The organism is Siphonobacter sp. BAB-5385, assembly GCF_002261125.1.
Taxonomy (GTDB): Bacteria; Bacteroidota; Bacteroidia; order Cytophagales; family Spirosomataceae; genus Siphonobacter.
Window position 1 is genome coordinate 1 of record NZ_NMPS01000139.1, and the last position, 18,283, is coordinate 18,283.

13 protein-coding genes are annotated in these 18,283 nt (G+C 52.8%); all 13 read left to right on the forward strand.

The genetic code is table 11. The features are described from left to right. Window positions 1-301: 301 nt before the first annotated feature. The 13 genes from BWI93_RS13415 to BWI93_RS28225 all read left to right on the forward strand — a co-directional run bounded on the left by BWI93_RS13415 (window position 302) and on the right by BWI93_RS28225 (window position 18,121). A complete protein-coding gene (locus BWI93_RS13415) occupies window positions 302-1,720 on the forward strand; it encodes a glycoside hydrolase family 140 protein (RefSeq protein WP_094812122.1) in 1,419 nt (472 codons plus the stop codon). Next, on the forward strand, window positions 1,717-2,613 hold the full coding sequence (locus BWI93_RS13420) for a glycoside hydrolase family 43 protein (RefSeq protein ID WP_094812124.1): 897 nt from the start codon (window positions 1,717-1,719) through the stop codon (window positions 2,611-2,613). Before BWI93_RS13415 ends, BWI93_RS13420 begins: the two co-directional genes overlap by 4 nt. Next, window positions 2,610-4,430: a six-hairpin glycosidase gene (locus tag BWI93_RS13425; protein ID WP_094812125.1), complete on the forward strand. Its 1,821-nt coding sequence runs from the start codon at window positions 2,610-2,612 to the stop codon at window positions 4,428-4,430. The genes BWI93_RS13420 and BWI93_RS13425 overlap by 4 nt, the downstream gene beginning before the upstream one ends. A 600-nt stretch (window positions 4,431-5,030) precedes the next feature. Continuing rightward, the gene (locus BWI93_RS13430) at window positions 5,031-6,041 is read left to right on the forward strand and encodes a sialate O-acetylesterase (protein ID WP_217902269.1); all 1,011 of its coding nucleotides are present in this window, start codon (window positions 5,031-5,033) and stop codon (window positions 6,039-6,041) included. Window positions 6,042-6,106: 65 nt separating this feature from the next. Continuing rightward, on the forward strand, window positions 6,107-7,303 hold the full coding sequence (locus BWI93_RS28200; protein WP_217902270.1) for a glycoside hydrolase family 2 protein: 1,197 nt from the start codon (window positions 6,107-6,109) through the stop codon (window positions 7,301-7,303). Then, complete coding sequence (locus BWI93_RS28205; protein ID WP_255157855.1) at window positions 7,201-8,892, forward strand: glycoside hydrolase family 2 TIM barrel-domain containing protein; 1,692 nt, start codon at window positions 7,201-7,203, stop codon at window positions 8,890-8,892. The genes BWI93_RS28200 and BWI93_RS28205 overlap by 103 nt, the downstream gene beginning before the upstream one ends. Window positions 8,893-8,961: 69 nt before the next feature. Further along, window positions 8,962-9,978: an alpha-L-rhamnosidase N-terminal domain-containing protein gene (locus BWI93_RS28210; protein WP_217902272.1), complete on the forward strand. Its 1,017-nt coding sequence runs from the start codon at window positions 8,962-8,964 to the stop codon at window positions 9,976-9,978. A 13-nt stretch (window positions 9,979-9,991) separates the two neighbouring features. Then, window positions 9,992-11,707, forward strand: a complete 1,716-nt coding sequence (locus BWI93_RS28215) for a family 78 glycoside hydrolase catalytic domain (protein WP_217902273.1) — start codon at window positions 9,992-9,994, stop codon at window positions 11,705-11,707. Between the two features lie 331 nt (window positions 11,708-12,038). After that, window positions 12,039-13,175 (forward strand): exo-alpha-sialidase, encoded by a 1,137-nt coding sequence (locus BWI93_RS13445; RefSeq protein ID WP_094812127.1) that lies wholly within the window; start codon window positions 12,039-12,041, stop codon window positions 13,173-13,175. Between the two features lie 45 nt (window positions 13,176-13,220). Then, complete coding sequence (locus tag BWI93_RS13450) at window positions 13,221-14,597, forward strand: DUF4974 domain-containing protein (RefSeq protein ID WP_094812129.1); 1,377 nt, start codon at window positions 13,221-13,223, stop codon at window positions 14,595-14,597. Window positions 14,598-14,673: 76 nt separating this feature from the next. Further along, the gene (locus tag BWI93_RS13455) at window positions 14,674-15,564 is read left to right on the forward strand and encodes a sugar phosphate isomerase/epimerase (protein WP_094812131.1); all 891 of its coding nucleotides are present in this window, start codon (window positions 14,674-14,676) and stop codon (window positions 15,562-15,564) included. Between the two features lie 59 nt (window positions 15,565-15,623). Beyond that, window positions 15,624-16,979, forward strand: a complete 1,356-nt coding sequence (locus BWI93_RS28220; RefSeq protein WP_217902274.1) for a hypothetical protein — start codon at window positions 15,624-15,626, stop codon at window positions 16,977-16,979. Next, window positions 16,922-18,121: an L-rhamnose mutarotase gene (locus tag BWI93_RS28225; protein ID WP_217902275.1), complete on the forward strand. Its 1,200-nt coding sequence runs from the start codon at window positions 16,922-16,924 to the stop codon at window positions 18,119-18,121. The genes BWI93_RS28220 and BWI93_RS28225 overlap by 58 nt, the downstream gene beginning before the upstream one ends. The last annotated feature ends 162 nt before the right edge of the window (window positions 18,122-18,283 follow it).

Genomic DNA, 18,283 nt, shown 5'->3' on the forward strand with positions numbered 1-18,283 from the left:
AACCATTCCACCCCGATCATTCCATGACGGTTTTAAATCGGGGTGAGCTGAAATGTTTCAAAAAAAAATAATCCGTCTAACCGCCCTCTCAGGAAAGTATCGTATAGAACTATGCTAAGTTCTTACAACGTACGCATGGGTTTACTCCTCTATGTTTGAAAAATGGCCCTCTGAGGTCAGAAAGGCATTTTTCTGGTTAGAAAAGGCAATAGGGGAGAGCCTTTCAAGGGAGCGTCTGTTCTAGTAAGATTCATTGGTAAAAGTGAATAATACCAAGCCTGACCATTAATTGCGTATAGTCATGACGAAAAAAATAGGGCTATTTCTGGGCATGGTGGCCCTGTTGGCCGCCTGTCAGTCTAAAGGAGAACAAGCAAAAGACGAGAAACCCAACGCACTGAGCTTACTGAAGGTATCGGACAACGGCCGCTTTCTGGCCACCAAAGACGATAACGAGCCTTTTTTCTGGCTGGGCGATACGGGCTGGCTGCTCTTTACAAAACTCAACCGCGAACAGGCCGATCAGTACCTTGAAAACCGGAAACAGAAAGGCTTCAATGTTATTCAGGTGATGGTACTGCATACGTTGGGAGCTAAAAACGTATACGGCGATTCGGCCCTGGTGAACAAAAACGTAGCGACGACGCGGGTTGAAAACGGCGATGACCCCACTAAACCCGAAGAGTACGACTTCTGGAATCACGTGGATTATGTGATTGATAAAGCCGCCGAAAAAGGCATCTACATGGCTCTCGTACCCATCTGGGGGTCGAACGTGAAGTCTGGCAAAGTGAAGCCGGAGGACGCGAAACTCTACGCCGAATTCCTGGCCAACCGGTATAAAGATCGCAAAAACATCATCTGGCTGAATGGCGGTGACATCAAAGGGAGCGACGGACTGGACGTCTGGAAGGCCATCGGTACGACGCTTCGGGAAAAAGATCCCAATCACCTGATTACCTACCATCCCCGGGGCCGGTACACGTCCTCGGACTGGTTTCACGCCGAAAAATGGATGGATTTTAACATGGTACAGTCGGGGCACCGCACCTATGCTCAGGATACTTCCCGCAACGATAAATGGCACCACGGCGAAGACAACTGGCGATTCATTCAGGCCGATTACGCCCGGAAACCCGTCAAACCCGTTATCGATGGTGAGCCTTCGTACGAGGGCATTCCGCACGGTCTGCACGATGTCAAACAGCCCCGCTGGACGGCTGCCGACGTGCGTCGCTACGGGTATTGGTCGGTGCTGGCCGGAGCCTTCGGGTATACCTACGGCGACAACGAAGTCATGCAGATGCACCGCACGGACGATACGTCGGGAAGCTCGTACGGCCCTAAACTTACCTGGGACAAAGCCGTAGACGTCGAGGGTGCGGGTCAAATGATTCACCTGAAAAACCTGCTGCTTTCCAAATCGTACTTTGACCGCGTACCGGATCAATCGCTCGTGGCCGATCAGGGTGAACGGTATAATTATCTGACGGCCAGTCGCGGTACGGATTACGCGTTAGTCTACACCTATACGGGTCGGACTTTCAGGCTGAACATGGGTAAAATTCCGGGAGCTAAAGTGAAGGCTTCCTGGTACAGTCCCCGCGATGGGAAGTACACCGAAATTGGCGAAGTGAGCAATCAGGGCGTGCAGGAATTTAATCCACCGGGCGAACCCAAAGATGGAAACGATTGGGTACTGGTAATCAACAAGGTATGAAGCAGGTAGCCTGGATGATTGGCCTGTGGCTATGCCTGAGTTCGTGTACCCGGGACACGTTCCTCTTTACGTCTTTTCACGAACCCGCTAATAAAGGCTTGCGGCTATTGTACAGCCTCGACGGCCATCAGTGGAAGGATCTGAATAAGGTATTCCTGAAGCCCGAAGTGGGTACGCAGAAAGTCATGCGGGACCCATCGATGGTGCGGGGTAAAGACGGCACGTTTCACCTGGTCTGGACCTGTAGCTGGAAGGGTGATAAGGGGTTCGGATACGCCAGTTCAAAGGACCTGATCCACTGGTCGGAACAACGCTTCATTCCGGTGATGGAACACGAAGCGGCCACGGTGAACGTCTGGGCTCCGGAAGTTTTTATGGATGAGGAGACGGGACAGTTCGTTATCATCTGGGCGTCCACGATTCCGCACCGGTTTGCCCGGGGCGTAGAGGACGAGGATAATAACCACCGGATGTACTACACAACGACCTACGATTTTAAGACGTTTTCGCCGACGCAACTTTTCCTCGATCCGGCGTTTAGTGTCATTGACGCCGTTATTGTGAAACGAAAAAAGGACGATTACGTGCTGGTACTGAAAGACAATACCCGGCCCAACCGAAACCTCAAAGTCGCCTTTGGCAAACGAGCCACCGGGCCGTACACGAACGTTTCGGAGCCTTTTACTGATCCCTTCACCGAAGGACCTTCCGTGGTGAAAGTGAAGGATAAGTGGCTGATTTACTTCGATTCGTACCGAACGAAAACCTACGAAGCCGTCGAAACCAAAGACTTTAAAAGCTTTCGGAAAGCCAAAGTGAGCGTTCCTGAAGGCCATAAACACGGGACTATTTTGAAAGTAGACCGCAACATTTTGAAAGGATTACAGCGATGAAAAGCCTTTGTACCCTAGCCCTGGGCTTGCTGATCACGAGTGTGAGTGCTCAGGACACGGTTCGCTACGTAGGCACGACGCTTTCGAACGTGGATTACCACCACGGGCAGTTGAATGCAGCCGTGGGCGTACACAACATTCAGGTTTTTCGGGCCAATCGCGAGAACCCCGAAAACAACTGGACCTACAACCACGCCCCCATGCTGGCGTACTGGAACAACACGTTTTACCTGCAATACCTGAGTGACCCGGTGGGCGAACACATCCCGCCGGGCCAGACGCTGCTATTGACCTCCAAAGACGGCTATCATTGGTCAAAGCCCGTCGTAATCTTTCCCCCGTATAAAGTGCCGGATGGCTTTTCCAAGAAAAAGCATCCCGGAGTTGCCAAGGATCTGTACGCGGTGATGCACCAGCGGATGGGCTTTTTCGTCGCGAAAAACAAACGACTGTTAACGCTGGCCTATTACGGCATTGCGATGGACGCCAAAGATGATCCCAACGATGGGCAGGGTATCGGCCGCGTGGTTCGGGAAGTATACAAAGACGGAACGTACGGACCTATCTATTTCATTCGTCCGAATGCTTCCTGGAAACTGGATCAAAACACGTATCCGCTGTATACCAGCAGTAAGGATAAGGGATTTGTGGAGGCCTGTACCGAGCTGCTCGCGACGCCCCTGATGATGCAGCAATGGGTGGAAGAAGCCGACCGCAATGATCCGCTGATTCCGCTTAAAAAGGAAGTCAAGGCGTTTAGTTACTACCATTTGCCCAACGGCAAGGTCGTCGGGCTCTGGAAACACGCCCTGACTTCGGTTAGTGCCAACGAAGGGAAAAGCTGGCAGTACAATCCCTTGCGGGCACCCGGTTTTGTGAACAGTAACGCCAAAATCTGGGGGCAGCGGACTTCCGATGGCCATTACGCTACCGTTTACAATCCTTCTGAATTTCGCTGGCCGCTGGCGATTTCGACCAGTACGGATGGTCTGAATTACAAAAACTTATGGCTGGTAACGGGTGAAATTACACCGATGCGGTACGGCGGCAATTACAAATCCTACGGACCGCAGTACGTTCGGGGCATTGAAGAAGGCAACGGTACGCCGCCTGACGGAAATCTGTGGCTGACTTACAGCATGAACAAGGAAGACCTCTGGGTAGCCAAAGTGCCCGTTCCGGTGACGGCCGATGTAACGGGCTCCGTTCGGGAAGTCTTTGATGAAATGCCCGACGGAAAAGAACTGAGTTCCTGGAATATCTACAGTCCCGTAGAGGCTCGGGTCACGGTAGAAAAGGGGACTGAAGACAAGAAGGCTCTGATTATGCGGGATAAAGATCATTTTGATTACGCTACGGCGGAACGGGTAATCGCTGAATCGCGGAAACCGACGATTGAGTTTACCGTGGTGCCCCGGCAGAGTCATACCGGCGTGCTGCACATCGAATTACAGGGACCGAATGGACAGGCCGCCGCCCGCCTGATTTTTGACGCCGACAGTACACTGAAAGCAAAAGTCGGGTATCGGGAATCGGCCGTGATGAAGTACGAAGCCGGAAAAGCCTATACGCTCAAACTGGAGCTGGACTGTAGCAAACGAATGTATACCCTTTCCGTCAACGGTCAGCCTAAGGGACTGAAGCTGTTTTTCGCTCCGGTACCGTATTTCAAAAAAGTACTCTTCCGGACGGGAACGGTACGCCGCTTTCCCAACGCCGATACGCCCACCGATCAGAACTATGACCTGCCCGACGCCGGAAAAACGGACCCGGAAGCGGTGTATGAGATTCGGTCGTTCCGGGCGGAGGGGGAGTAGGGTTAGTGGTTAATTAATGGTTGATGGATCATGTTGGGTTTCGTTGAATCAAGAGTTGAAAGAAGAATGGAAGAGATGATTTTCTACGATTTGGCTAATAAAGTCCGTAGGACTGATCCATTCATTAACGCCGGATTTCAATCTGGGGAACCTGCAATCCCAGTCCAGTACCTCCATTTTCATTCGTAAACGTCATGCGATACCTTGTTCTACTTCTGGTCCTACTGCTCCACGTCACCGCTCAGGCTGACGTCGTGCTGCCTCGCATTTGGGGGCATCACATGGTCCTGCAGCGGGAAAAGCCCGTCTTCGTCTGGGGACAGGCCTCGCCGGGAGAAGTTGTGACGGTAGGCTTCGCGGATCAGAACGAACGAACCACCGCCGATGCTTCGGGGCACTGGAAACTCCGCCTGAAACCGTTGGCGGCCTCCAGTCAGCCGAGAGACCTGACGATTCAGGGCAGGAATACCATCGTACTCAAAGACGTGCTTGTGGGGGAAGTCTGGCTGTGTTCCGGACAGTCGAACATGGAATTTACCATGCGGAAAAACAGCAAGGTCAAACCCTGGAAAGCCGTAGGCGAGTGGCCCGACCCCGTAAATGAACTCGAACGGGCCGATAATCCCGAAATCCGTCTTTTCCTCGTCAATCGCAAAACCTTACCCAAACCCGATTCGACGCACGCGGGCTGGAGCATGGCGAAAGACTCCGCCCTGCGATCCTTCTCCGCTCCGGCGTACTTTTCGCGAAAAACTCCAGCAGGAACTAGGCGTACCCGTGGGCGTCATTGCTTCCGCCGTTCCCGGCAGTCGCATCGAACCCTGGATTGCCGAACGGGCTTTTCAGGAAAATGCCTATTTCCGCAATCAGAAAATCGAAGGAGAACCCGGAAAGTTTTACGAACCTATGATTCGTCCGCTGGCTCTGCTCACACTTCGGGGATTTTTGTGGTATCAGGGCGAAAGCAACTGTTTTCTGAACGAAACCGAAAGCTATACGCAGAAAATGAAAACGCTGATCGACAGCTGGCGTAAAGCGTTCGGTGCTCAGGATTTACCCTTCTACTACGTGCAACTGGCTCCCTTCACCTACAGCGAATCGAAGGGCAACAAAGCTCCGTTGACGAAAGCGTCTTTACCGGAATTTCGGGAAGCTCAGGAGAAGATACTACAACTGCCGCATACGGGTATGATCATCACAACCGATCTGGCCGATAGCCTGACGGACATTCACCCGCCCTACAAATGGGAAATCGGTCGGCGGCTGGCCCTGGTGGCTCTGCACGAAACGTATCAGAAAAAAGACGTAGCGTATACCGGACCGATCTTCCAGAAACTGAAAAAGAAAAAAGGTACGCTACAGCTGTATTTCGAGCACGCCGAGGGACTGATGAGTCAGGATGGAAAACCGTTACGCGACTTCGAAATTGCCGGGAAAGATCAGGTGTTCGTACCCGCTCAGGCCGAAATTCAGGGCAACACGGTCGTGGTATCAGCACCGCAAGTCAAAAATCCGGAAGCTGTCCGCTTTGGCTGGTACGAGCGGGCTCAACCGAATCTGTTCAACCAGGCGGGTTTACCCGCCCGACCCTTTCGGACCCGTCGGCCGTAAGGATTTGCATCGATTTCTAGCAGTTTAACGCTTTCGGAACGTGAACGAAAGCCAGTATTGAAAGCATGAAAAGTACAAGTTTCTACCTCTTATTCCTAAGCATCTGGCTGGTGTCGCTGGCTCAGGCTCAGCAGACCCGCAAACACTATTTGTCGGGTACGGGCAGCGACCAGACCGTTAACTGGCAGTTTTATTGTACTGCTGGGCAGAATTCCGGTAAATGGACGACCATTCCTGTACCTTCCAACTGGGAATTACAGGGCTTCGGGAAGTACAATTACGGCTTTAACCGCGACAGCTCGAAAGGCCGGGAACAGGGCTTGTACAAGTATACGTTTGCGGTTCCGGCGGCCTGGAAGAATAAAAAAATCAACCTAGTGTTTGAAGGCGTCATGACCGATACCGAAGTGAAAATCAACGGTACGTCGGCGGGCCCCAAACACGAAGGTTCCTACTACGCCTTCAAGTACGATGTAACCAATCAGCTTAAATACGGAGCGGATAATCTACTCGAAGTCACCGTTTCCAAACACTCCGCCAATGCGTCGGTCAACGCGGCTGAGCGGAAGGGCGATTTCTGGATTTTCGGAGGTATTTTCCGTCCCGTCTGGCTGGAAATTCTTCCGGTCGAACACATCGAACACGTAGCCATCGACGCTCCGGCGACGGGGGCCTTCAAGGCCGAAGTAAAGCTGGGTGATGTAACGAAAGCCAGCGAAATCAAAGCTCAGCTGTACACGCTGACCGGCCAGAAAGTGGGTACGCCCTTCGGAGCGAAAGTATCCCCGAATCAGGCATCGGTTACGATTCAGACGAAGGTCAACAACCCGTCACTCTGGACTTCCGAAACGCCCACGCGTTACCGGGTGGAGCTTAGTCTGGTTCAAAACGGAAAGACGCTTCATACCCTTCAGGAAAAGTTCGGCTTCCGTACCGTCGAAGTCCGGAAACGCGACGGCGTCTACGTCAACGGTACGAAAGTAAAATTCAAGGGCGTGAACCGGCATTCGTTCTGGCCGACATCCGGTCGTACAATGAACAAAAAGCTGAGTGTACTAGACGTGAACCTGATGAAGGAAATGAACATGAACGCCGTGCGGATGTCGCATTATCCGCCGGACGATCATTTCCTGACGTTTGCGATTCGCTCGGCTTGTTTGTGTTCGACGAGCTGGCGGGCTGGCACGGCAACTACGACACCCCGACGGGTACCAAACTGCTGCACGAACTCGTTACGCACGACGTTAATCACCCTTCCGTGATCTTCTGGATTAACGGCAACGAAGGGGGACACAATTACGATCTTGATCCGCTGTTTGCGAAGGAAGATATTCAGAAACGCCCCGTCATTCACGCCTGGGAGGTATTCGGCGGTTTCGATACCCAGCATTACCGGGAATACAACTACGGCATTGGCAGCTATGACCTGGGCCATGAAATTGTAATGCCGACGGAATTTCTGCACGGCATGTACGACGGCGGCCACGGGGCAGGCATTGAAGATTACTGGGAAGCCATGTGGCAGAATCCGCTGTCGGCGGGGGGCTTTCTCTGGGATTTCGCGGACAATGGCGTCATCCGTACCGACAAAAACGGCATCCTGGATACCGACGGCAACCACGCCGCCGATGGCATTGTGGGTTCGTATCGCGAAAAAGAAGGCAGTTTCTTCACCATCAAACAGGTCTGGTCACCGATCAAGATCGAACGCCGGGAAATCGCCGAGGGTTTCGACGGGACGTTCACCATCGAAAACCGGTATCATTTCACAAATATCAATCAATGTTCCTTTTCGGGGAAACTCGTGAAAACGGCTTTTGGTACGACTAAGGCCAGCGAACAGAGCTTTACCGTGACCGCACCTTCGCTGAAACCGCTGGAAAAAGGGACGATCCGGGCGAATCTTCCGGCCCACTGGCAGAGCTTTGACGTACTGTATATTACGGCTTTCGATCCGCAGAAAAAAGAACTCTTTACCTGGAGCTTCCCCATCTCTTTACCCGAAAAAATCGCCGCGACGGTGGTCAAAACGGAGGGAACGGGCAACGTACAGATCAGCGAAACCGACTCACTCTACACACTTTCGGCGAATGGCATGCAGCTCGTGCTGCACAAAGGCAATGGCCGGATTCAGCAGGTTAAAAACGGTTCGGGCGTGATTCCGCTGACGAATGGTCCAGTGCTCCAGGAAGGCGTGAATAACTTCAAGAGCTTCACCCGACGCACCGAAGGCAAGAACGTCATCATCGAATCGACCTTCGATCGTAAAAACAGTTACAATACGCTGCAATGGACGATTTACCCCTCCGGCTGGGTAAAAATGCAGGTGAAGTACTTCCCCGGAGCTTACTTTACGAATCTGGTGGGGGTGAACTTTTCGTTTCCGGAAGAACAGGCGAAGTCCGTTCGCTGGATGGGCAACGGTCCGTACCGAGTCTGGAAAAACCGCATGAAAGGCAACCAGCTGGGTGTCTGGGAAAAGGCGTACAATACTACTTCGACGGGTGAGCCGCCGCTGACGTACCCCGAATTCAAGGGTTATCATTCCAACCTGTACTGGATGCAGCTCGAAACGAAGGGCCAGCCGCTGACGGTGGTTACGCCGGACGAAGATCTGTTTTTCCGACTATTCACGCCCAAACCGATTGTGGATGAGTACAACAACGTACAAATGACCTTCCCTTCGGGTGATCTGTCGTTCATGCAGGGTATTTCGGGCATCGGTACCAAAACCCAGAAGCCCGAAACAACCGGGCCGATGGGGATGAAACACATTTACTACGATTACGAAAAAGAACCGATGCGGGCGAAGGTGCTCACGGTCTATTTCAATTTCTCCGGAAAAAATTAGTACATGCTCGGGAAAGCAATACGGTATGCAAACAGATCACCTTAGCCTCTCGAACGTTTAACAGATACCATGAAACGCTACGTACTACTCCTGCTGCTGCCTTTTTTTCTGTTCGCCTTCGATCAGAAACCAACGGCTTTGCGGGTCAGTGACCTGCGAATCGAGGGACGCGTGAATCCGGAAGGAATCGATGCCCGACAGCCCCGTTTCAACTGGCAACTCACGGGCGAGCAACGAAATCTGCACCAGACGGCTTACCAGATTCTGGTCGCTTCGAGTGAAGAAAAACTGGCGGCGAATGAAGGCGATCTCTGGAATTCGGGAAAAGTAAATGCCGACCAGAGTATCCAGAATCCGTATCAGGGGAAAACGTTGAAAAGCCGGACCGAGGCGTTCTGGAAAGTGAAAATCTGGACCAATCAGGGCGAAAGTGACTGGAGTACGCCGCAGCATTTCAGCGTGGGGCAGCTCTACGCAGTTGACTGGAAAGGTCGCTGGATTGGGCTGGATCGGGCCTTTCCTTGGGATACGGAAACGCAGTTTTCCCGCCTGTCGGCCCGGTATTTCCGCAAGGAGTTTACCCCGAAAAAAGAAATCAAACGGGCGAAGGTATACATCATCGGACTGGGTTTGTACGAACTCTACCTGAACGGACAGAAAGTAGGCGACCAAGTCCTGGCTCCCGCTCCAACGGATTACACGCAGGGCGTCAAGTACAATACTTTCGACGTTACTGCACTACTGAAATCGGGTAAAAATGCCATCGGGACTATTTTGGGTAACGGCCGTTACTACACGATGCGGCAGGCCTATAAACCTTACAAAATCAAGACGTTTGGTTACCCAAAACTGCTGCTGAATCTGGTATTAACCTATGCCGATGGCTCGACGGAGTGGATCACAACCGATGATTCCTGGAGAGCCACGGCCGACGGCCCGATTCGTACCAACAACGAATACGACGGCGAAGAGTACGACGCGACGAAAGAACTGCCGGGATGGAGTACCGCAGGTTTCAACGATCAGAAGTGGCTGAAAGCGGAATTTGTGCAGGAGCCGGGCGGAGCTACGAAGCCAGATGAATGAAAACATGAAGGTGATGGAGACAGTAAAACCCGTATCGATCAAACCTTTAAAAACGGGTGGTTACGTGCTGAATATGGGTCAGAATCTGGCGGGCTGGGTTCGGCTGAAGGTACAGGGTAAACGCGGTGATCGGATCAAACTCCGCTTTGCCGAAACGTTGCAGGAAAACGGCGAACTGTTCGTCCGCAACCTCCGCGATGCCAAAGTGACGGACGTGTACACGCTGAAAGGCGGCGGTACGGAAACCTGGGAGCCGACGTTTGTGTACCACGGGTTTCGATACGTGGAAATTACAGGTTTTCCGGGCGTACCCAAACTCGAAAATTTTGAAGGACGCGTGGTCTATGATGATATACCGACGATTGGTACGTTCACCTCTTCCAACCCAACGCTAAACCAGATTTTCAAAAATGCGTACTGGGGCATTCGGAGTAACTACAAAGGAATGCCCGTCGATTGTCCGCAACGCAACGAGCGACAACCCTGGCTGGGCGACCGGAGCACGGGGGCGTACGGAGAGAGTTTTCTGTTTGATAACAGTCGGTTGTACGCCAAGTGGCTGGATGATATTCAGCAGGCCCAGAAAGCCGATGGCAGTATCCCCGACGTCGCTCCGGCCTTTTGGCGGTACTACAGCGACAACGTGACCTGGCCAGGTACGTACCTGATGGTGGCAAACATGCTGTATCGGCAGTTTGGCGACACGGAATCGATACGGAAACATTATCCCTCGATGCAGAAATGGATGGCCTACATGGCTGCTCAGTACACCAAAGACGGACTCGTTACCAAGGATAAATACGGCGACTGGTGCGTACCGCCCGAATCGAAAGAGCTCATCCACGCCAAAGACCCGGCTCTGCAAACGGATGGCGTGCTGCTGGCTTCAGCTACGTACGTCGGTCTGCTGGATTTGATGCAGCAATTTGCTCAGTTGCTACAGAAACCAGAAGAGGCTCGGGCGTACGAGCAACAGGCAGCGGTGATGAAAAAAGCCTTTAATGAGAAATTCTTTCAGGCTTCTACGGGTCAGTACAGCAACAATACAGTCACGGCGAATTTGCTGCCACTGATGTACGACATTGTACCCGAGAAACAACAGTCGCAGGTGTTTGCTAGTATCGTCAATAAGATCGTGAAGGAGCAGAAATCGCACATTAGTACGGGCGTGATTGGTACGCAGTGGCTCATGCGGGGATTGGCTCAGCACGGTCGGCCCGATCTGGCCTATATGCTGGCAACCAACCGCGATTATCCGAGCTGGGGCTACATGGTGGAAAACGGTGCTACCACGATTTGGGAATTATGGAACGGCAATACGGCCAATCCGGAAATGAATTCGGCCAATCATGTGATGTTGCTGGGGGATTTACTGATTTGGTACTACGAGCATATCGCCGGAATTAAGGCTCAGACACCGGGTTTCAAAGTCATTGAAATGAAACCGGATTTTCCGGAAGGACTGACGGAAGTAGACGCCTCGTACCGCTCGGGCTACGGATTGATTCAGTCCACCTGGAAGAAAGAAAAAGGACAGCTGAACTGGTTGATTCAAGTTCCGGGCAATGCCCAAGCACAAGTCTATATCCCCGCCCGCTCCGTGGATGAAATCAAAGAAAACGGCAAAAAGGTGACGGCCGTGGAAGGGGTGAAGTTGGTAAAGAAAGAAGGCGATCGCGTAGTGCTGGAGGTGGGTTCGGGAACGTATCGGTTTGAGGTTAACCCGTGACTTATCGGGGATATCCGTAGACCTAATCTCAGGATCCGATCCCAGGGAAAGTCGAAGTAAGAAGTCCGGAGGACTTCAATGTGCATAGCCCCGGGTGGAACCCGGGGAGACGAATCCGGAGACCAATGCCCTCTCCGGGGTTGTAACCCCGGGCTAATCAGATTGAACCCCTCCGGGGTTCGGTCCCAATGGCGGACGAAATAAGAAGGCCGAAGGACTTCAACGTACATATCCCCGGGTGAAACCCGGGGACGGGACGGCAAAATCCCCCAAACCCAAAGAAACAGAAACCCCGGAAACCAATGAAAATCCGGCATAGCAACAACAAACCATGAAAACGTTCCAAACCTACCTACTCCTGGCGGGTGGTCTGCTGACCGCCCATTTAACCCAGGCCCAGGTCGAAAAATGGCAGAGCGGCGTAGTCAAACACGAAGCCATCTTTGAGACGGCCCCGTTCCCGGAAAGCCACTCGGCCACCATCGTCGAAACGCCCAAAGGTCTGGTAACGGCCTGGTTCGGGGGGACGAAAGAGCGGAATCCGGACGTCTGTATCTACGTCAGTCGGCTGGAAAAAGGGCAGTGGACGACTCCCCAAAACGTCGCTAATGGCATCGTAAACGATACCCTGCGGTATCCCACCTGGAACCCGGTGCTGTACCAGATACCTAACGGAGAGCTGCTGTTATTCTACAAAATCGGTCCGAGTCCGAGTAAATGGCAGGGCTGGATGAAAACCTCATCGGACGGGGGCCTAACCTGGTCAGCGGCGAAATCCTTACCCGAAGGCTATATCGGACCCGTCAAAAACAAACCCGTCTTACTGGAAAATGGCAACCTGTTTTGCCCGACCAGCACCGAAGGCAAGGGCTGGAAAATTCATTTTGAAGTAACCAAGGATCAGGGAAAAACCTGGCGGAAAGTCGGACCGATCAACGACGGAAAAACGCTCAACGCCATTCAGCCCAGCATCCTCAAACACGGAAAAGGCAAGCTACAGATTCTGGCCCGCAGCAGAGACCGGGCTATTCTGGAATCCTGGTCGAACGACAACGGGGAAACCTGGTCGCCGCTGGCGAAAACCAATCTGCCCAACAACAACTCCGGTACCGATGCCGTCACGCTGAAAGACGGTCGGCAGGCCCTGGTGTATAACCACGTGCTGCCACCGGGCGACAAAGCCAAAGGCCCGCGAACGCCCCTGAACCTCTCCATTTCCGAAGACGGCAAAAACTGGTCGGCGGCGGTGATTATCGAAGACTCACCCATCAGTCAGTATTCCTATCCGTCGATCATTCAGACGTCAGACGGACTCATTCACGTCGTGTATACCTGGCGTCGCCAGAAAATCAAACACGCCGTGATCGACCCGAAAAAGATGAAACTCATTCCGATCAAAGATGGCGTCTGGCCGTCGATCAAAGGCTATACGCCACCGCAGGGCGGCGAGATGACGAAAGACGGATAAACCGATCGGAACGGTTTGAATCCACGAAATGAATCCTCTACAACCATGAAACGAATCCTTGTTTTACTCCTGCTGCTGGGGGCGAAAACCTACGCTCAAAGCTCCGACGATGCATTCCGGAAACCCTTGAAAGAGGTGATTCAGGAAATCGAAACCCAGTACGCGGTAAAAATCCGGTATCCTGAAGACCTGGTGAAGGATCGGCAGATTACCTACGCCGACTGGCGGTTTCGCCCCGATGTCGAGCAGACGATGACGAATATCTTCGCCTCCCAGGACATTACATTTACGAAGGAAGGCGACAAAAAATACAAACTGCAGGCCTTTCAGTATCATCTGAAAACGCCCAGAGAAGGCAAGCAGCAGCTCGACTATCTGGCCTCTCTATACAAGGATCAGGCGAGTTGGGAAATGCGTAAAGCCGAACTCAAAAGCTGCATGCGGGCGGCGTTAAAGCTGGACCAGCTACCCGCGACTCCGAAAAGCCAACCCATCATTACCAACAAACGAACGTTCGATGGATACACCGTCGAAAACGTAGCCATTGAGACTCTGCCGGGAATGTACGTCTGCGGATCGTTGTACAAACCCACGCATGCCAAAGGACTAATGCCCGTCATCCTCAATCCCGACGGTCATTTCGGCGACGGACGCTACCGCTCTGACTCCCAGTACCGCTGTGCCATGCAGGCCCGAATGGGAGCGATGGCGTTTAGTTACGACCTCTTTGCCTGGGGAGAATCACTGCTGCAATTCAAATCCGCCGACCACCGTCGGAGTCTGGCCAATACGATTCAGATTCTGAACGGGATGCGAATTCTCGACTGGCTGTTGACCCAGAAAAATGCCGATCCGGCCCGCGTCGCGGTAACGGGCGGTTCGGGTGGCGGTAGCCAGACGATGCTGCTGACGGCTCTCGATGATCGTATCGATTTGAGCGTTCCCGTGGTTATGACGTCCTCGTACCACAGCGGCGGTTGTCCCTGCGAGAGTGGAATGGGCGTGCACCTCTGCGGCCACGGTACCAACAACGTGGAGATGGCAGCCATGGCGGCTCCGCGTCCACAACTGGTCATTTCCGACGGCAAAGACTGGACCCAATACGTTCCCGAACATGAGTTTCCTTTCCTGCAACGAACCTACGGATTCTACGGTCCTTCGGCGGTGATCAAAAACGTCCATTTGTCGGAAGAAGGGCACGATTACGGCATTAATAAACGACTGGCTCTGTACCAGTTTCTGGCCGATCAGTTCAAGCTGGATACGAAGCAAGTGAAAAACGCAGCGGGCCAATTCGACGAATCGAAATGTACGATCGAGAAGTATCCGGCGATGTATGTATTCGGTGAAAAAGGGGAGAACCTACCAGCGAATGCCGTGCGGAGTTTTGAGGAACTGGAGCAGAAAATCGGACTCAAATAGGGGCTGGTGGTTGGTGATGAATGCCCGTTTGCTCCTGCGTATAAAGCGTTGCAGATCGTTAAAAGCAAGAAATAGCATGAAAAACCTGAATCGTCGTCAGTTTTTGGGTCAGTCGGCTTTAGTGCTGACGACCCTGTATGGTTCGCCGTTTGAGGTGTTTGCCAAAGAAAAACAAGCGTACAAAATCGCCGTGGTGGATCTGATGATTCTGAAACGGCAGAAACTCGGGGCTTTTCAGTTGACCAAAGACATTGGAGCCGACGGACTCGAAGTGGATATGGGCGGCTTGGGGAATCGGGAAACCTTCGATAGTCAGCTTGCCAAACCCGAGGTGCGGCAGCAGTTTCTGGATAAAGCCAAAGAACTGAAACTGGAAATCTGTTCGCTGGCGATGAGTGGCTTTTACGCCCAAAGCTTTGCAACGCGACCGACCTACGAGCGAATGGTGCAGGACTGCATCGATACCATGAAAGCCATGCAGGTAAAGGTTGCCTTTCTGCCCCTGGGTACGCAGGGTGATCTGGTTAAAAATCCGGAACTGCGTCCGGCGATTGTGGAGCGGTTGAAAGTGGTGGGGAAGATGGCGAAAAAAGCGGGTGTGGTCATCGGGATTGAAACGTCCCTGGATGCCAAAGGGGAAGTAGCGTTACTGGACGAAATCGGCTCGAAACACATTCAAAGCTACTTCAACTTCTCCAATCCCCTGAAAGCCAGCCGCGACCTGCTCGAAGAATTACGGATTCTCGGCAAGAAACGCATCTGCATGATTCATTGCACCGACGAGGATGGTGTATGGCTGGAAAACAACAAGCGACTGGATCTGAAAAAGGTCAAACAAACGCTCGACGACATGGGCTGGAAAGGCTGGCTTGTCATCGAACGGTCCCGCGATGCCAACGATCCCCGCAACGTAAAGAAAAATTTCGGAGCGAATACGGCGTATCTCAAATCCATTTTTCAGGCGTAACCATTAGCCCAAAAGGATTCATTATCAATAGTCTGGACTTAAAACTCCAGGTACTTTCGATGCATAAAATTAGCTTCATACTACTTTTCATCTGCTTTCTTTCGATTCCAGGCTTCGCCCAACAGGCCGAAGTGTGGGTATCGACCACCGGCTCGGATGCAAACGTAGGTAGCCGCGAAAAACCGCTGGCGAGTCTGACGATGGCCTTGCGGAAAGTCCGGGAATTACGACGGTTGGCTGATCCTTCCGTACGCACAGGAGCTCATATCTATCTGGCGGGTGGACGGTATTCGCTGGACGAACCCGTCTTCCTCCGGCCCGAAGATTCGGGTACGGCTGAAAGTCCCACCTGGATTGAAGCGGCTCCCAACGAAAGGCCCGTCCTGAGCGGCGGCGTAACGCTAACGGGCTGGCAGAAAGTGAAAGGAACGGTGCCGGGATTGCCTAAAGCCAGTACCGGAAAAGTCTGGGTGACGGACGTTCCTTTCATCGGTGGACGACCTTTTGAATTTCGACAGCTATGGGTGAATGGGCAGAAAGCTACGCGGGCGAAGGATACGCCCTACGGAACGATGAGCCGGATTTTGTCCTGGAATAAAACCGAACAAACCTGCTGGATTCCAGCTCCGAAGTTCGGCGACTTATCCCAGGCGTACGGACTTGAATTCTTTATTCATCAGTGGTGGGCCGTAGCAACCTTACGCGTCCGGAAAATGGAAGTGCAGGGCGACAGTGCCCAACTCTTTTTTCACCAGCCCGAAAGCCGGATTCAGTCCGAACATCCCTGGCCCGCTCCCTGGATTTCGAAAGAAACGGGCAACTCCGCCTATTACCTAACTAATGCGATTCAGTTTCTGGATGAACCCGGCGAATGGTTCCTCGATACCCGAACGCAGAAACTCTATTACTATCCAAAAGCGGACGAGAACCTGAGTAACGCCGAAGTCATCGCTCCGCACCTTGAAACGCTGGTACGCATGACGGGTACCGTCGATCATCCGGTTTCTTACGTGCAGTTCAAAGGCATTGCCTTCGAGCATACGGGCTGGTTGCGACCCTCGCGGGAGGGGCACGTGCCGCATCAGGCGGGTTTGTACATGCTGGATGCGTACAAGTTGAAAATTCCGGGTACGCCCGAGAAAAAAACGCTGGAAAATCAGGCCTGGGTGGGGCGGCCTACGGCAGCGGTAGAAGTTTCCTACGCCACGCACACGGGTTTTGAAACTGCCGGTTCGAGCATCTGGCCTCTACGGGGCTGGACTACCACCGGGGCGTTCAACACAACCACATCACTGGAAATCTGTTCCGGGATATTGGCGGTACGGGGATTCAGGCGGGCGTTTTTTCCGACGAAGCCGTGGAAGCTCATTTGCCGTATCAGCCCCAGGATGAACGGGAAGTCTGCAATCAGTTAAGTATCCGGAATAATCTGATTACCAACGTAACCAATGAAGACTGGGGTTGCGTGGGCATTGGAGCGGGCTTTGCCCGGAATCTCAACATCGAGCACAACGAAATCAACGAAGTCGGCTATAGCGGCATCAGTATGGGCTGGGGCTGGACGCCGACCGTTAACGTTATGCGAAACAACCGCATCCGGGCCAACAAAATCCATCACTACGGCAAGCACATGTACGACGTGGCGGCCATCTACACGCTTTCGGCCCAGCCCGGTTCGCAGATCATCGAAAACGCCATCGACAGCATTTACAAAGCCCCGTACGCCCACATTCCGCAGCACTGGTTTTATCTGTACACCGACGAAGGCTCCGCTTATTTCACGATTCGGGATAACTGGACGCCGACGGAAAAGTACCTGCAAAACGCCAACGGCCCGAATAACGTCTGGGCACACAACGGCCCCGCTGTACCCGACAATATTAAAAACCGGGCGGGACTCGAAGCTCCGTATCGGCATCTGTTGAAAGACAATTCAAAGCCGGATGCGTACTGGAAAATCAATGAAGAGAAACCCGTCATCGTAGAACTGATCGCGACACAGCCGCTGGAAGAGGAAAAACTACGGGCCGTTATGGCGAAAGGGAACGTACCCGCCACGGCCTTGTACCGTTGGGAAAACCACTACGTCATTTTTGAGAAAATTCAGGATGTATACCTGCTTCGCGAACGGCTAAAAGCAGCGTTTCCCGGTGTGATGATCAAAACCTACGACGACTTATTTTACGAATTCAACCGGAAAAAATGTGCGGATGCATCCGAAGCGAAGGACTGGGAGCACACGATCCTCACGGCGAATCTCGTCGCGGATCCGAAGCTGCAACGGGAATACCTCGATTACCACGCCACGCAGTTCGAACAATGGCCGGAAGTCTCGAAAGGCTTTTGTAATGCCCAGTTTCAGCAACTGTTGCTATTCCGAAACGGGCGGCAACTGATGCTGGTCATCAGCACACCCAAAGGCGAAAGCCTGGAAAAGCTAGACCCCAAAACCACCGAAAACAATCCCCGCGTAGTCGAGTGGAATCAACGCATGAAGAAGTATCAGGAAGGCATTCCAGGGACGAAGGCGGGGGAGGTTTGGGTACAGATGAAGTAAAGCTCGTTTGTTTTTGTAGTGCTTTAGACTAAGACCTCATACTAGGACCTATTTCGTCCTTCAGGCACGGCTGGTCTTTTAGTCCCTATCGCGAACGCCGCTCTTTTCATCCCGCTTTAGGCCACCGCATTGCGGATGAAAAAGGCGGCTTTTCGCGATAGG

What these genes read in the sequence shown, in the direction of transcription:
- BWI93_RS13415 (WP_094812122.1), top strand. Translation starts at nt 302, where the DNA reads ATGACGAAAAAAATAGGGCTATTTCTGGGCATGGTGGCCCTGTTGGCC.
- BWI93_RS13420 (WP_094812124.1), top strand. Translation starts at nt 1,717, where the DNA reads ATGAAGCAGGTAGCCTGGATGATTGGCCTGTGGCTATGCCTGAGTTCG.
- BWI93_RS13425 (WP_094812125.1), top strand. Translation starts at nt 2,610, where the DNA reads ATGAAAAGCCTTTGTACCCTAGCCCTGGGCTTGCTGATCACGAGTGTG.
- BWI93_RS13430 (WP_217902269.1), top strand. Translation starts at nt 5,031, where the DNA reads ATGAACTCGAACGGGCCGATAATCCCGAAATCCGTCTTTTCCTCGTCA.
- BWI93_RS28200 (WP_217902270.1), top strand. Translation starts at nt 6,107, where the DNA reads ATGAAAAGTACAAGTTTCTACCTCTTATTCCTAAGCATCTGGCTGGTG.
- BWI93_RS28210 (WP_217902272.1), top strand. Translation starts at nt 8,962, where the DNA reads ATGAAACGCTACGTACTACTCCTGCTGCTGCCTTTTTTTCTGTTCGCC.
- BWI93_RS28215 (WP_217902273.1), top strand. Translation starts at nt 9,992, where the DNA reads ATGGAGACAGTAAAACCCGTATCGATCAAACCTTTAAAAACGGGTGGT.
- BWI93_RS13445 (WP_094812127.1), top strand. Translation starts at nt 12,039, where the DNA reads ATGAAAACGTTCCAAACCTACCTACTCCTGGCGGGTGGTCTGCTGACC.
- BWI93_RS13450 (WP_094812129.1), top strand. Translation starts at nt 13,221, where the DNA reads ATGAAACGAATCCTTGTTTTACTCCTGCTGCTGGGGGCGAAAACCTAC.
- BWI93_RS13455 (WP_094812131.1), top strand. Translation starts at nt 14,674, where the DNA reads ATGAAAAACCTGAATCGTCGTCAGTTTTTGGGTCAGTCGGCTTTAGTG.
- BWI93_RS28220 (WP_217902274.1), top strand. Translation starts at nt 15,624, where the DNA reads ATGCATAAAATTAGCTTCATACTACTTTTCATCTGCTTTCTTTCGATT.